The 14,325-nt window shown below is 72.7% G+C and carries 14 protein-coding genes; 8 read left to right on the forward strand and 6 right to left on the reverse strand.

The genetic code is table 11. From position 1 onward, the window contains the following. Positions 1-243 precede the first annotated feature (243 nt). On the reverse strand, positions 244-828 hold the full coding sequence (locus tag ACZ7DL_RS28250; protein WP_470778274.1) for a hypothetical protein: 585 nt from the start codon (positions 826-828) through the stop codon (positions 244-246). A 572-nt stretch (positions 829-1,400) separates the two neighbouring features. Here ACZ7DL_RS28250 and ACZ7DL_RS28255 point away from each other — a divergent pair. Further along, on the forward strand, positions 1,401-2,918 hold the full coding sequence (locus tag ACZ7DL_RS28255) for a glutamate-cysteine ligase family protein (protein ID WP_470778276.1): 1,518 nt from the start codon (positions 1,401-1,403) through the stop codon (positions 2,916-2,918). A 314-nt stretch (positions 2,919-3,232) separates the two neighbouring features. Continuing rightward, on the forward strand, positions 3,233-4,033 hold the full coding sequence (locus ACZ7DL_RS28260) for a CPBP family intramembrane glutamic endopeptidase (RefSeq protein WP_470778480.1): 801 nt from the start codon (positions 3,233-3,235) through the stop codon (positions 4,031-4,033). A gap of 8 nt (positions 4,034-4,041) precedes the next feature. Here ACZ7DL_RS28260 and ACZ7DL_RS28265 read toward each other — a convergent pair whose 3' ends face one another. Then, positions 4,042-4,854, reverse strand: a complete 813-nt coding sequence (locus ACZ7DL_RS28265; protein WP_470778279.1) for a PhzF family phenazine biosynthesis protein — start codon at positions 4,852-4,854, stop codon at positions 4,042-4,044. Between the two features lie 208 nt (positions 4,855-5,062). Here ACZ7DL_RS28265 and ACZ7DL_RS28270 point away from each other — a divergent pair, with 208 nt between their 5' ends. Then, positions 5,063-5,698: a PadR family transcriptional regulator gene (locus tag ACZ7DL_RS28270; RefSeq protein ID WP_470778281.1), complete on the forward strand. Its 636-nt coding sequence runs from the start codon at positions 5,063-5,065 to the stop codon at positions 5,696-5,698. Between the two features lie 172 nt (positions 5,699-5,870). Here the strand turns inward: ACZ7DL_RS28270 and ACZ7DL_RS28275 are convergent, their stop codons facing one another. Continuing rightward, a complete protein-coding gene (locus ACZ7DL_RS28275) occupies positions 5,871-6,299 on the reverse strand; it encodes a type II toxin-antitoxin system Rv0910 family toxin (RefSeq protein WP_470778284.1) in 429 nt (142 codons plus the stop codon). 401 nt (positions 6,300-6,700) lie between these two features. On the opposite strand from ACZ7DL_RS28275, the gene ACZ7DL_RS28280 reads away from it, so the two are divergent. The 3 genes from ACZ7DL_RS28280 to ACZ7DL_RS28290 all read left to right on the forward strand — a co-directional run bounded on the left by ACZ7DL_RS28280 (position 6,701) and on the right by ACZ7DL_RS28290 (position 9,695). Continuing rightward, positions 6,701-7,381 (forward strand): Clp protease N-terminal domain-containing protein, encoded by a 681-nt coding sequence (locus ACZ7DL_RS28280; protein WP_470778287.1) that lies wholly within the window; start codon positions 6,701-6,703, stop codon positions 7,379-7,381. Between the two features lie 178 nt (positions 7,382-7,559). Continuing rightward, positions 7,560-8,564: an EamA family transporter gene (locus tag ACZ7DL_RS28285; protein ID WP_470778289.1), complete on the forward strand. Its 1,005-nt coding sequence runs from the start codon at positions 7,560-7,562 to the stop codon at positions 8,562-8,564. Positions 8,565-8,753: 189 nt separating this feature from the next. Next, on the forward strand, positions 8,754-9,695 hold the full coding sequence (locus tag ACZ7DL_RS28290) for a DMT family transporter (protein WP_470778291.1): 942 nt from the start codon (positions 8,754-8,756) through the stop codon (positions 9,693-9,695). A gap of 10 nt (positions 9,696-9,705) precedes the next feature. On the opposite strand, the gene ACZ7DL_RS28295 is transcribed toward ACZ7DL_RS28290, so the two are convergent. After that, positions 9,706-10,386, reverse strand: coding sequence for a pyridoxamine 5'-phosphate oxidase family protein (locus ACZ7DL_RS28295; protein WP_470778294.1), 681 nt, complete (start codon positions 10,384-10,386; stop codon positions 9,706-9,708). A gap of 64 nt (positions 10,387-10,450) precedes the next feature. Here ACZ7DL_RS28295 and ACZ7DL_RS28300 point away from each other — a divergent pair, with 64 nt between their 5' ends. Further along, positions 10,451-11,782, forward strand: coding sequence for an aminotransferase class I/II-fold pyridoxal phosphate-dependent enzyme (locus ACZ7DL_RS28300; protein ID WP_470778296.1), 1,332 nt, complete (start codon positions 10,451-10,453; stop codon positions 11,780-11,782). A gap of 61 nt (positions 11,783-11,843) precedes the next feature. Here the strand turns inward: ACZ7DL_RS28300 and ACZ7DL_RS28305 are convergent, their stop codons facing one another. Beyond that, entirely contained in the window at positions 11,844-12,782 is a 939-nt protein-coding gene (locus ACZ7DL_RS28305) for a DMT family transporter (protein WP_470778298.1), read from the reverse strand. A gap of 74 nt (positions 12,783-12,856) precedes the next feature. Between ACZ7DL_RS28305 and ACZ7DL_RS28310 the strand changes: the two genes are divergently transcribed. Beyond that, the gene (locus ACZ7DL_RS28310; RefSeq protein WP_470778299.1) at positions 12,857-13,759 is read left to right on the forward strand and encodes a LysR family transcriptional regulator; all 903 of its coding nucleotides are present in this window, start codon (positions 12,857-12,859) and stop codon (positions 13,757-13,759) included. A 3-nt stretch (positions 13,760-13,762) separates the two neighbouring features. Here ACZ7DL_RS28310 and ACZ7DL_RS28315 read toward each other — a convergent pair whose 3' ends face one another. After that, positions 13,763-14,233, reverse strand: coding sequence for a pyridoxamine 5'-phosphate oxidase family protein (locus ACZ7DL_RS28315; RefSeq protein WP_470778301.1), 471 nt, complete (start codon positions 14,231-14,233; stop codon positions 13,763-13,765). Positions 14,234-14,325: the final 92 nt, after the last annotated feature.

Below are 14,325 nucleotides of genomic sequence, written 5' to 3' on the forward strand. Positions count from 1 at the left end.
CTCGCTCTGTCGTGATCATGTCCGTCCCCCGTGATGAAGAGTCGGTCTGAGTCCAGTGTTGTCCTCTCCGCGTGGTTCCGCAGGGATTTCACAGCACCGCTTCTCACAGGTTCATGACGCGTCACCCGCCCGGGCGGTTCAGCCCAACTGCACTGTCATTTCGGGTGGTTCGCACTGGCCGGATAGGACTAGTCCGGGCGTACCCCGCTTCCTTTGCAGGTGGCGGGGTACGCGGGCGTCGGATCAGGCAGGCGAGCCGAGCAGTGGGAGGGGAGTCGCCCGATGGGTGAGCACCGGAAGCAACTCGGCGACCCGGAACGGACGGTGCGCCGGGATGCCGGGCGGTGCCGGGGCCAGCGGGACGAGCAGATCGGTGGCCGCCGGATGGCCCTCGCCGCCATCACCGGTGCAGTCCCCGTGCAGCCACAGGGTGAGCATGTACAGGCCGGGCACGGAGAGCAGCCGCGCCTGGTACGGCTGTGGCAGCGCCTCGGCCTGCTGAAGGGCGCGCTCGGTCGAGGCGACGTACGGGCCCTCGAAGAAGTGCGAGAAGGCCCAGCCGTCAGGGGTGAGCATGGTCTCGGCCGCGGCCACCGCCCGGTCGCCGCACCGGATCAGAAAGCGCCAGCCGGCCAGCTTCGTCGCGGACAGGCCTTGCGCGGTGATCCGGTCGAGCACATGGACCGGGAGCGGGAGCTCCGGTGTCGCGGGACCCTGCGCGGCGCGCAGGGAGGGGGTGCGGGCCTCACGGACCGCGGTCGGGGAACCAAGGGCGGTGAGGACGGAGCGCAGGGCAGGCGCGGGGGCAGGGGATACGTGCAGGGGCATGTGGCTCGCCTCTCGTTCGACAGGCGCGGCGGCGCGAGGGAGGGTGGGGCGGACAGCGCTGTCTGCTCACGGAAGGCCGGAGAGGTGGGGCCCGGGTCGGGTGTGAACGAGGGTGCGGCTCGGTTTGCCGCCCGTCAACCGGGGCGGCAGGAACACGGCAGGAACCAGGACCGAGGGCGCCAACCTTCCGCCTTGTGGACGGAGTTTATACGACGCGTGTTCGGCCGGTGATTCGTCTATCCGATTCCGGTTGCCGCGGTAAGGCCGTATTGGGTCACGGATTTGCGAAACTCATCCCGATTTCCGGACCGGGCCCTCGGGGCTGACCTCGTAATACGCGCCGGTAGCGGTCGGCCGAATGTCGTCGGCGTTTTTCACGAGGCGTTCGGGGCACCCGAAGGTGCGAGTTGCGGCATGCCTCGTGAATGTGCCGCCGGGAACATACCGACAGAGTAGCGGGCGGCGGGCCCGTGCGGGACGTTATCGATCGCTTCGGCTGGGCATCATCCCCCCTGACCCGGGAGCCCGGCGCGCCGGATCGTCGGCCCGCCCATCCGAGGAGGGACACTTCGATGGGGGAGAAGGTCGTGGCAGGGCAGTTCGACCTGTCCGATCGCCAGCGCTACCGCGAAAAGCTCCAAAAGTGTCTGACGGGGCTGGAGCGGTTGCTGAGCGAGAAGCGATTCGATCGCCCCAAGGCCCTCATGGGTGTCGAGATCGAGCTGAATCTCGCGGGGCCGGACGGTATGCCGAAAATGTTGAACGGGCAGGTACTGGAGCGCATCGCGAGTCGTGATTTCCAAACAGAACTCGCCATGTTCAACCTGGAAGTGAACATAGCCCCACACCGATTGGGGGGCCGGGTATTCGACCGGCTCGCCGAGGAACTGCGCACGTCGCTCGCCTACGCCGACCGCAAGGCCGGGGAGGTGGACGCCGGCATTGTGATGATCGGCATCCTGCCCACCCTCGACCGGGACGACCTGGTCTCCTCCAACCTCTCCGAGGTCGACCGCTACACCCTCCTCAACGACCAGATCGTCGCCGCGCGCGGAGAGGACTTCCGGCTCGACATCGAGGGCGTCGAGCACCTGGTGTGCACCTCCAAGTCCATCGTGCCGGAGGCCGCCTGTACCTCCGTACAGCTGCACCTCCAGGTCACCCCGGCGCGGTTCGCCGACGTGTGGAACGCGGCCCAGGCGGCGTCCGCCGCGCAGATCGCCGTCGGTGCCAACTCGCCGTTCCTCTTCGGGCACGAGCTGTGGCGCGAGTCCCGGCCCCCGTTGTTCCTCCAGTCCACCGACACCAGGCCGCCGGAGCTCCAGGCCCAGGGCGTACGGCCGCGCACCTGGTTCGGCGAACGGTGGATCTCCTCCGCGTACGACCTGTTCGAGGAGAACCTGCGCTATTTCCCGGCCCTGCTGCCGCTCTGCGACGACGAGGAGCCGCTGGAGGCCATCGCGGCCGGCGGGGTGCCGAAACTCGCCGAACTCGTGCTGCACAACGGCACGATCTACCGCTGGAACCGGCCGGTGTACGGCATCGCGGACGGCGTCCCGCACCTCAGGGTGGAGAACCGGGTGCTGCCGGCCGGGCCGACCATCACCGATGTGATCGCCAACGCGGCCTTCTACTACGGCCTCGTCCGCGCCCTCGCCGAGGACTCCCGGCCGGTGTGGACGCGGCTTCCGTTCGCCGCGGCCGAGGCGAACTTCGACGCGGCGTGCCGGTACGGCATCGACGCGCGCTTCGTGTGGCCCCGGCGGGGACGGTACGGCGGCACGGGCGAGGTCGACGCGGTCACGCTGGTCCGCGACGAGCTGCTGCCGCTCGCCTCGGCCGGACTGGACGCGTGGGGCGTGGAGGCTGCCGACCGGGATCTGTACCTGGGCGTCATCGAGGAGCGCTGCCGCCGCCGGGTCAACGGCGCTTCCTGGCAGGCGGCCACCTTCCACCGGGCGCTGGAGCGGGGCCTGTCCCGCGAAGCGGCACTGGCCGCGACGACCCGACGGTACGCCGAGCTCATGCATGTGGGGGAGCCGGTGCACATGTGGCCGGTGGGGTTGCCGGAGGCGGTGCCGTTGGGGTGACGGCGGCCGGTGCGAGGAGACCGGCGTGCCGGGCCGCTGGTCGGGGCAGTGCGGGATCCGAGGTCGGGCCACCGGTCGGTCTGTGCGGGGTCTGAGGTCGGGCGGGCGTCGGGGCAGTGCGGGATCCGAGGTCGGGCCACCGGTCGTGTCGGGCCACCGGTCGTGCTGTCGCGGGTCAGAGTCGCCGGGCGGCGGGGCCCGGGTGAAGGGGAGGCGGCGCGGGGCGGAGACCTGTTCGCGGGGCTGACAGCTGCTTCTGCGATCCTTGCCAGGCGAAGGTGGGCCAGGGGCCCGTGAGCCGGCTGGAGGCAGGGGTGCAGGTGGAGGCTGACTCGGTGGCCGATTCCGCGGCGCGGGAGCGCGATCCGCGGCGGATCCTGCGGGACGAGACGCTGCTCGTGCTCGGTCTCTCGCTCGGCGCGAGCGGGGTGTCCGCGCTGATCAGTTTCATCGGCTCGGTCACCAAGCCGGGCGGCCTCAAGGACCAGGCGGCCACCCTCAACGCCTCGGCCGCACCGGGCCGCCCCTGGCTGGACCTGGCCTGGCAGCTCTTCGGCATCGCCAGCGCGCTGGTTCCCGTGGCCCTCGTGGCCCACCTGCTGCTGCGCGAGGGCACGAGCCTGCGCGCCCTCGGCTTCGACCGCACCCGCCCCTGGCCGGACCTGGCCCGGGGCGCCGGCGTCGCGGCCGTGATCGGCAGCACCGGCATCGCCTTCTACCTGGCCGCCCGCGGCCTCGGCTTCAACCTGACCGTCGTACCCGAGGCGCTGCCGGAGGTGTGGTGGAAGTACCCGGTGCTGGTCCTGTCCGCCCTGCAGAACGCGATCCTCGAAGAGGTGATCGTCGTCGGCTATCTGCTGCGCAGGCTGGGCCGGTTGGGCTGGACCCCGGGGACCGCGCTGGTGGCCAGCGCGGTCCTGCGCGGCTCGTACCACCTCTACCAGGGCATCGGCGGCTTCCTCGGCAACATGGTCATGGGCGTGGTGTTCGTCTGGCTGTACCGCCGCTGGGGCCGGGTCGGGCCCTTGGTCGTCGCGCACTCACTGCTCGACATCGGCGCGTTCGTCGGCTACGCCCTCCTCGCGGGCAAGGTGGGCTGGCTGCCGACGGCCTGAGAACGCCGTCAGGCGCGCAGTTCGCCCTCGATGACCGTGATCGCGCGGCCGGTGAGCAGGGTGCGCTCGCCGCGCAGGGCGGTGCGGACGAGCCCGGTGCGGCGGGATGCCTGGAGCCCGGTGAGCTCGTCGCGGCTGAGCCGGGCGGCCCAGTGCGGGGCGAGCGCGGTGTGGGCGCTGCCGGTCACCGGGTCCTCGTCGATGCCGACGTTCGGGAAGAAGCACCGGGAGACGAAGTCGTGGCCGCGTGACGGGTCGTCGGCGCGGGCGGTCGCGATGACGCCCCGTGAGGAGTAGGCGCCGAGGGCCCTCAGGTCGGGGGAGAGACCGAGCACCGTCTTCTCGTCGGCCAGCTCCAGCAGCAGGTCGCCGACGTTCTCCCCGGTGTCGAAGGCGGCCACCGGCTCCGTCCCGAGGGCCTCGGCGACCCCGGCGGGGATCTCGACCGGGGTGAGCGGCGCGGTCGGGAAGTCCAGGGTGATCGAGCCGTCGGTGCCGGGTGTGGCGATGAGCACGCCACTGCGGGTGGCGAACCGCACCGGGCCCTCGTGGGCGCCGGTGGTGTGCAGGACGTGGGCCGTGGCGAGGGTGGCGTGTCCGCACATCGCGACCTCGGTGACCGGCGTGAACCAGCGCAGTGCCCAGTCCGCCGCGCCGCCCGCGGGCAGCCGGTGCGCGAACGCCGTCTCAGCGTGATTGACCTCCATCGCGACGTTCTGGAGCCAGTCGTCGTCCGGGAAGACGTCGTCCAGGAGCAGGACTCCGGCCGGGTTGCCGGCGAAGGGGCGGTCGGTGAAGGCGTCCACGATTCGAATGCGCATGGCACCGACGCTAGTGGTTACGCCGGCCCGCGGGACAAGGCCAATTCACGAGTGCCGGACTGAGTTCCGTGCCCCCGGTGCCTGGTGGCGTCCCTCCGCGCAGGTCGGAAGGGGGTTGTCAGACCCATTCTTCCGATATATCGTTGAGGCATCGCGAACGATACGCGATGCATACGTGACAGATCAGCGATGGAATGGAGTGATCACGATGCGTACCCACGGATTCGAGCGTGGACATCGGCACGAGGGCCCCGGACGCCGGGGCATGGGCGGCTTCGAGGCCCGGCGGGCGGCCTTCGGGCCCTTCGGCCCGGGTGGTCCGGGTGGCCCGGGGTTCGGTCCCGGCGGACCGGGCTTCGGCCCCGGTGGCTGGGGGCCGCGAGGGAGGGGCGGTCCGCGAGGGAGGGCGCGGCGAGGTGACGTACGCGCCTCGATCCTGGCCCTGCTCAAGGAACGGCCCATGCACGGCTACGAGATGATCCAGGAGATCGCCGAACGCAGTGGCGGCGCCTGGAAGCCCAGCCCCGGCTCGGTCTACCCGACCCTCCAGCTACTGGAGGACGAGGGTCTGATCGCCAGCGAGAGCGAGGGCGGCAAGAAGCTGTTCGCCCTCACCGAGAGCGGGCGCGCCGCCGCCGAGGAAGGGGCGGAGGCGCCCTGGGAGGAGGCCTCGCGCGGAGTCGACTGGGAGGCCCTAAGCGAGATCCGCCAGGCCGGCTTCGGCCTGATGGAGGCCTTCGGGCAGGTCTGGAAGACCGGCAGCAAGGAGCAGCGCGAGAAGGCGCTGGCCGTCATCAACGACGCCCGCAAGAAGCTGTACCTGATCCTCGCCGACGAGGACTGAGCGCGACGAGCGACGAGCGCCGAGTGCGACGAGCGCTGAACGCCGACGACGACTGAGGTGCCGATGAGCACCGAGGCGTGTAGGTGGGTTCCGTCGCCCGTACGGCATCCCGGGCGCCCCGCGCGGTATCCGCACGGGGCGCCTTCGCGTGCCCGGGTTCACGTGCCCGGGTTCAGGTCACCAGGCCGCCCAGCTTGCGCAGCGATTCGTTCAGGGCCGCGGTCGCCGAGTCCTTGAGCTTGCCCGCCATCAGTGACACCGCGGCGCCGGTGAACTCGCCGTCGATGCGGACCGTCGTGGCGTCCCCGTCGGGGATGAGCGTGTAGCGGGTGGCGACGGTCACCGCCATCGGCCCCTTGCCGCGGATGGCGAGGAGCCGGGCCGGCTCCAACTCCTCGACGGTCCAGTCGACCTCCGCCGGAAAGCCCATCAGCTTCATGTTCTCCTGGAAGGTTCCGCCCACCGCCAGGGTTTCCGGGCCGCCCCGGGGGAAGTTGGTGTGGGTCGCGTTCCACTCTCCGTACGACGGCCAGTCGGTGAGCTGCGCCCACACCCTCTCGGCCGGCGCCTGGATGCGTGCCTCCGCGCTGACTTCGGCCATGCGGCCACCCCTTCGGCTCGGGCGTATCGGGCTACGGTGTCGCGGAACGTAGCCGCAGGGGCGCGAACATTCAATACTGATGAACCGTCAGAAATGTTCCGGTCGGTGAGCAGCGCGTCCTGCGGTGCGCAGACCCGGTACACGTAACGTCTGCCGTCCACCGCCGGCAGCGCACAAGCCGGCCCGCCCGCACGCTCTCCATATCGGTGGGGAACGAGGGGCGGGGCGGCACAGTTGGGTTGGGAGCGCAGAGCAAGGCGGCGCGTGCCCCTCGGGGCCGATTCGGCCAGATCTCCTCCGCAAGGATGAGATCCGGGCCGGTGATGTCCACTCCTCGTGGGACGCGAAGATGGTTCCCCTCGTGGATGTCCTCTCCCGTTGGGGCTGATGAGGTAGAGGATGTGCAACCCCGTACAACCCACCGGGCCGCCCCCGACGCAGCGGTTCCGCACAGGGACGGCGCTGCCGGGCTCGGTGCCGAGCTGGCGGTGGTGGTCGCCGCTGCCCGCCGCCGGGCCGTCCGGGACGGGGACCGGCAGACCGACACCGCCCATCTGCTCCACGCCCTGCTGGAACACGACCCCGAGGCGCGTGCCGCCGTAGGGGGACCGCCGCAGCTCGCCCGGCTCCTCGGTTACCTCGTGCAGCGCAGCATCGGCTACGGACTGCGCTGGCAGAGCAGCGTGGAGGACTCCGGCGCGATCGCCGTCGTACCCGCGCCCGCCGGACCGGACGCGCGGGCCGGGCAGGCCGCGGGCCGGTCCGTCACCGCTGCCGCCGGCCGGGACGGCGGGGCCAGGGATGCCGGGGGCGAGGCCAGGGATGATGCCGGGGGCGCTGCGAGGGATGCCGGGGGCTGGTCGCCCGCCGCGTCCGCCGCGCTCACGGCCGCCCGTGCGCGTGCCCGGCGTCGGGGGACGCCTCGCGTCGCCGGCACCGATCTGCTGGCGGCGCTCGCCGCGGACCCCAGCTCGCGGGCCGTCGAGGTCCTCGGACGCGCCGGCATCCCGGCCGGCGAGCTGTCCGCCCGGATCGAGGCCGCGGCCGGGGAGCACGCCGACGACGGCGGGGCGGCCCGCTGATGCGCCCGCCCTCCATCACCTGAGACAGGTGGACGGCCGCGGGGCGGCCTGCTGATGCGCCCGCCCTTCACCACCCGAGAGAGATTACGACCGCGGGGCGGCCCGCTGAGGCGTCCGCCGTCCACCACCTGAGACAGGTGTCAACAGGGGTGACGCTCATGTCGTCGCCTGTCATCATGTGCCGGTGCATACGTCTGTGAGCAGTCAGGACAGCCCCGGCAAGGGGGCCGGGCTCGGCCTCGCGCTCGCCTCGGCGCTGGCTTTCGGCGGGTCCGGTGTGGCCGCCAAGCCGCTGATCGAGGCGGGACTCGACCCGCTGCACGTGGTGTGGCTGCGAGTGGCGGGCGCCGCCCTGGTCATGCTGCCTCTCGCGGTCCGGCACCGCGCCCTGCCGCGCCGCCGGCCCGCACTGCTCGCCGGGTTCGGCCTGCTCGCCGTCGCCGGTGTCCAGGCCTGCTACTTCGCCGCGCTCTCCCGGATCCCGGTGGGCGTGGCCCTGCTCATCGAGTACCTGGCCCCGGCTCTCGTGCTGGGCTGGGTGCGGTTCGTGCAGCGGCGGCCCGTGACCCGCGCCGCCGCGCTCGGCGTGGTCCTCGCGGCGGGCGGCCTCGCCTGCGTGGTGGAGGTCTGGTCGGGGTTGAGCTTCGACGCACTGGGCCTGCTCCTCGCCCTCGGCGCCGCCTGCTGCCAGGTCGGCTACTTCGTCCTGTCCGACCAGGGCAGCGACGCGGGCGACGCGGCGCCGGACCCGCTCGGTGTGATCGCCTACGGGCTGCTCACCGGCGCCGCTGTGCTCACGGCCGTGGCCCGCCCCTGGAGCATGGACTGGTCGGTGCTGGCCGGCACCGCGCGGCTGAACGGCACGGCCGTACCGGCGGTCGCGCTGCTGGCCTGGATCGTGCTGGTCGCCACGGTGCTCGCGTACGTCACCGGCGTGCTGTCCGTGCGCCGGCTGTCGCCGCAGGTCGCCGGTGTCGTCGCCTGCCTGGAGGCGGTCATCGCCACCGTGCTGGCCTGGGTGCTGCTCGGCGAGCACCTGTCCGCGCCGCAGGTCGCCGGTGGCGCGGTCGTCCTGGTCGGCGCCTTCATCGCCCAGTCCTCCGCCCCCGCCGCACCCTCCCCGGAGCCGGTCGCCTCGGGCGGCGCCGAAAGGGAGTTGTCCGCCCGCGGCTCCGCCGCCTAAGGTGCCGGTCATGCCGTCGACACGCGTCCTTCCGCCCCCGGCCGCCTGAGGCGGGCCTCCGGGACACACGCCCCGCGCGCACGCGCCGGGCCGGACCGTGCTGCCCGCAGATGAAGTCCGCGCGCCCCGCCGAGGCGGGGCGCTCCCGAACTTCCGCACCGTCGTGTGCGTTTCTGCGGAGAAGATCCCTTGTCGAACGCTGCCTCTGGCCTGCCCGTCGGGCGTGGCCTGCTCTACCTGATCATCACCGGTGCCGCCTGGGGCACCGCCGGCGCCGCCGCCTCGCTGGTCTACCGGACCAGCGACACGGGCGCCCTCGCTCTGTCCTTCTGGCGCTGCGCGCTGGGCCTCCTGCTGCTGCTGGCCGGCCGCGGGCTGCGCCCGCATGTCCGTCCTGCCGCGGCCGAGCCCCTGCGCCGCAGGGCCGGCCGGGCCGTGGCCACCGGTCTGGGCCTCGCCGTGTTCCAGACCGCGTACTTCGCGGCCGTGGAGTCGACCGGGCTGGCCGTGGCCACGGTCGTCACGCTCGGCGCGGGCCCTGTCCTCATCGCGCTCGGCGCCCGGCTGCTGCTCGGCGAGCGGCTCGGCGCGGGCGGTGTCCTCGCGGTCGCCGGTGCGCTCGCCGGACTGGCCGTCCTCACCTTCGGCGGTTCGGCCGCGACCGTCCGGCCGGCGGGTGTGCTCCTTGCGCTGGCGTCGGCGGCGGGCTACGGCGCCATGACCCTGCTCACCCGCTGGTGGGGCAGGGACGGCGGCGCCGACGCCTCCGACACCACGGTCGGTGCCTTCGCCGTGACGAGCCTGTGCCTGCTGCCGTTCGCGGTGCACGAGGGTCTGCTCCCGCACACCGCCCACCCGGCGCGGCTGCTCTGGCTACTGCTGTACATCGCCGCCGTGCCCACGGCCCTCGCGTACGCGCTCTACTTCGCGGGAGCGGCCGTCGTCCGGTCCGCGGTCGTGTCCGTGATCATGCTGCTGGAGCCGGTGACCGCGGCCGTGCTCGCCGTCGGCCTGCTCGGCGAGCGGCTCACCGCGACCACCGTGGCCGGCACTTTGCTGCTGCTCGGCGCGGTCGCGGGCCTTGCGGTGAGCGAGGCCCGCGGGGCCCGGCGGGAGCCGGTGCCGGTGTGACCGGCCCGCCCTACCTCGCCGCCAGGTAGTCCGGAAGTTCGATGCCGGGTGCGAGGTCGGCGTTGCGGACCGGCGTGTCGTAGCCCTTGCGGAGCGGGACGACCCCGGCCCAGTGCGGCAGGGACAGGTCCTCCGGCTCGTCGTTGGCGCCGCCGGTGCGGACCTTGGCCGAGACCTCCTCCAGGTCCAGGCGGATGACCGCGGTGGCGGCCAGCTCCTTCTTGTTCGCGGGCCGGGAGTCGGCGGCCCGGCCCGGTACGACGTGGTCGACCAGCGCGTCCAGGGCCAGCCGCCGCTCCTCGGGGTCGGTGACCTCGTGCGCGACGCCGTGCACCACGACCGAGCGGTAGTTGATCGAATGGTGGAAGGCGGAGCGGGCCAGTACCAGCCCGTCGACATGGGTGACCGTCAGGCACACCGGCAGACCCGGGCTGGCCTGGCCGGTCATCCGCAGCGGGCGCGAGCCGGTGGACCCGTGCACGTACAGCCGCTCGCCGACCCGGCCGTAGAGCGTCGGCAGCACCACCGGGGCGCCGTCGCGGACGAAGCCCAGGTGGCAGACGTACCCCTCGTCCAATATCGCGTGCACGAGCTCCTTGTCGTACGACGCCCGGTCCGCGGAGCGCGTGGGCACGGTGCGGTCGGTCGGTGTGTAGGCGGTGGTCTGCGCGCCCTCGGTGGTGCCCGGCATGGCGGTCCCCTCCGCGGTCCCCTGCGACTGGCGGACCGCTTTGTACTAGTGCATAATGTTCTTTGTGCTAGGAGAATATCGGATCACCGGGCGCGGCGCAGCCGAGATCGCGGCCGGCATCGAGCGCGCGGTAGGTGCCGGAGAGCTGGAACCGGGTCAACACCTGCCCCCCATGCGGGAGCTGGCGGCCCAGCTGGGGGTGAACCCGAACACGGTCGCGGCCGCGTATCGCACCCTGCGCGAACGCGGGGTGATCGAGACGGCCGGTCGCCGGGGCAGCCGTATCCGCCCCAATCCGGCCACCACGAGGCGTGAGCAACTGGGCGTGGAGGTGCCCCCGGGAGGCCGGGACCTCGCCTCGGGCAATCCCGACCCTGCCCTGTTGCCCCGCCTGGCCCCGGCCCTCGCCGCGGCGGCCGAGCGGGGCGACGGCCGGCCCGTCCGCTACGGCGACGACCCCGTCGACGCGGACCTCGCCCGCATCGCCCGCGCCGAACTCGACGCCGACGGTGTCCCCGCAGGCCCGCTGACCGTCACCTCCGGCTCCCTCGACGCGATCGAACGCATTCTGACCGCGCACCTCAAACCGGGCGACACGGTCGCCGTCGAGGACCCGGGCTGGGGGAGCGTCCTCGACCTCGTCCCCGCCCTGGGCCTGCACACGGCCCCGGTCGGCGTGGACGACGACGGCCCACGCCCCGACGAGCTGCGCCGCGCCCTGGAAGCCGGAGCCCGCGCCCTGATCGTCACCGACCGCGCGCAGAACCCGACCGGCGCCTCGCTGACCGCCACGCGCGCGCGTGCCCTGCGCGCGGTGCTGCGGGACCACCCGCAGACCCTGCTCATCGAGGACGACCACGGCCACGGCATCGTCGACCTGCCGCTGCACCCTCTCGCGGGCGTCACCCGCCACTGGGCCTTCCTCCGCTCGGCCGCCAAGGCGTACGGCCCCGATCTGCGCCTCGCCGTCCTCGCCGGGGACCCCGTCACGGTCGACCGGGTCCAGGGCCGCCAGCGCCTGGGCCCCGGCTGGGTGAGCCTGCTCCTCCAGCGGGCCGCGGTGCACCTCTGGGTGAACGGCGCGGTGGACCGGGTGGCGGTGGCCCGGGCCTACGGCGTGCGCCGGAACGCCCTGGTCGACGCGCTGGCGGAGCGCGGGGTCACCGCCCACGGCCGCAGCGGCATGAATATCTGGGTGCCGGTCCCGGACGAGACCGGCACGGTGGCCCGCCTGCTGCAAAGCGGGTGGGCGGTGGCTCCGGGCGCCCGCTTCCGCCTCGCCTCCCGGCAGGGCATCCGCCTCACGGTCTCGGCGCTCGCGGAAGCGGACATCGCCCCGGTGGCGGACGCGGTGGCGGCGGCGGTACGGCCTTCTCCGGCGCGCGTCTACGGATAGGCGTCTCCGACGCGCGTCTACGGACTGGGGGCGCGGCGAGCCGCGTGAACGGCCACCCGGCTCAGGCGTTCTTCGGTCGCAGTTGAGTGAGCGCGGCCCCCGCGAGAACGATCACCGCGCCCACCGGGGTGGTCCACCGCAGCGACTCCCCGAGGATCGCCACTCCCGCGGCCGTGGCGATGACGGGAATGAAGTACGTGACCATCTGGGCGGTGGTGGGCCCGACCTCGGCGACCAGGCCGTACTGGATGAGCACCGCGAGCCCGGTGCCCAGCGCGCCCAGCGCGGCGACGGCCAGCAGCGGAACGAACGCGACACGCTCGGGAACGCTGGTGAACAGAGGGGTCACCACGGCCAGCTGCGCCGTCGCGAGCAGCAGTTGGCCTCCCGTCATGGCCAGGTGGGAATTGCCGGTGCCGGCCAGCGTCCGCCGGACGTAGATCCACCCCACCGGGTAGCTCAGCGAGGCCAGCAGCGCCATCGCCGTGCCCGTGGCGTCCAGTCCGTGGAAGCCCTGCCAGGCGCCCAGCACGGTCAGCACGCCCAGGAACCCCAGGCCGAGGCCGGCGACCCGGACCCGGGTGGGCCGGTCCTCCGACAGCGCGACCAGGGACAGGGCCATGCCCCACAGCGGTGATGTCGCGTTGCAGATGCCGGCCAGCGTGGACGGGATCGTCAGCTCGGAGTAGGCGAACAGGGAGAAGGGCAGGGCGTTCAACAGGAACGCGGCCACCGCCATGTGCCCCCACAGCCGGGCCCCGCGCGGCAGCCGCTCCCGCTTCACGGCCATCGCCGCCACCAGCACCGCCGTACCGAACATCAGCCGCCCGAGGGTGACCTGGAAGGGCGCGTAGCCTTCCGTCCCCACCTTGATCAACAGGAAGCTGAAGCCCCAGATCAGGGACAGGGCGCCGAAGCGGAGCCGCCAGTCGAGGCGGGCGCGGGCGCGAGGGCGGGCGGGGGCGGGGGACTGCGTGCGGGATGAGGTGACGGTGCTCATGACCTCAACGATGCTGCAGGCAACCTCGTAGGACAATCGAGATTTCTCACCTGGTACCTCTTAGAATCACTTACATGTTGAACCTTGAGCGCCTGCGCACCCTGGACGCCCTGGCCCGGCACGGCTCGGTCAGCGCCGCCGCCGACGCCCTGCACGTCACCACCTCCGCGGTCTCGCAGCAGCTGGGCAAGCTGGAGCGGGAGATCGGCCAGCAGCTCCTCGCCAAGAACGGCCGGGGTGTACGGCTCACCGACGCGGGCCGGCTGCTGTCGGAGCACGCGGCGCGCATCCTGTCGCAGGTCGAGCTGGCCGAGTCCGACCTGGAGGCACACCGCGGCCAGGTCGTCGGCGAACTCCGGCTGTCCGCGTTCCCGACCGCCGCCCGCGGCCTGTTCCCCGCCGCGCTCGGCGCCCTGCGCACCGAGCATCCGGGGCTGCGCGTGCGCTCCAGCGAACTGGAACCGGAACAGGGCGTCGCCGGGGTGGTCCGCGGCGATCTCGACCTCGCGGTGGTCCTGGACTGGTACAACAAGCCGATGCCCGTGCCCGACGGGCTCGTCAAGGCGCCCCTGCTGGACGACCCGGCCGATGTCGCCATGCCCGCCGGACACCGGCTCGCCGACCGGGACGAGGTGGACCTCACCGAGTTCGCCGAGGACGAGTGGATCACCTGGGGCGAGGGCGAGTTCTGCCACGAGTGGCTGATCTTCACCCTGCGGTCCAAGGGCGTCGAGCCGATCGTCGGCCACCGTGCGGGCGAGACCCACACCCAGCTCGGGCTCGTGGCCGCCGGTCTCGGCGTGTGCATCGCACCGCTGCTGGGCCGCCACCCGGTGCCCGACGGCGTCGTCCTGGTGCCGCTCAAGCAGCACGTGCGCCGCCATGTCTACGTGGTCTGGCGGGCGGACGCGGACCGCCGGCCGTCGATCCGCGCGGCGGTGGACGCCCTGCGCACCACGGCCCGCGCGGTGGGGTGAGCCCTACACGGCCCCCAGCTTCCGGAAGTCCCAGGACACGATCTTCTCCGGCGTCAGCCGGGCCCAGGCGTGCCGGCCGTCGTGCGGCATCTCGTCCAGGCCGAAGTTCTTGCGGGCGAACAGCGTCTCGGCGGAGTCGAGTTCGGCGCACAGCTCACCCCTGCGCGGCACCTCGCCCACGAACTCCACCCGGCCGGACAGCTCGACCCCGCGCAACTCGTCGTACTCCTCGCCCGAGTCGACCACGACGGCCACCCGCGGATCGCGGCGCAGTTGCGCCCAACGGCGGCTGCGCACCACCGAGTACAGCCACAGCGAGGTGCCGTCCCAGGCGAACCACAACGCGCTGACATGCGGTGTGCCGTCGGCCGACACGGTCGCGACCCGGCAGGTGCGCTGGCTCGTGAGGAACTCGTCCAGCTCGCCGGGCGTCATCATGATCCTGCGGCCCCGGCGCTGCTCGGTGACGGTCATGCGGCCCCCTCTTCTCCCACGTCGTGCCAGAGGAACTCCTCTGCTGCGGTGATCCTCTGACATCACGTCAGAAAAGGGAATGGCCCCGCTTC

The organism is Streptomyces sp. NPDC036984 (genome assembly GCF_055607665.1).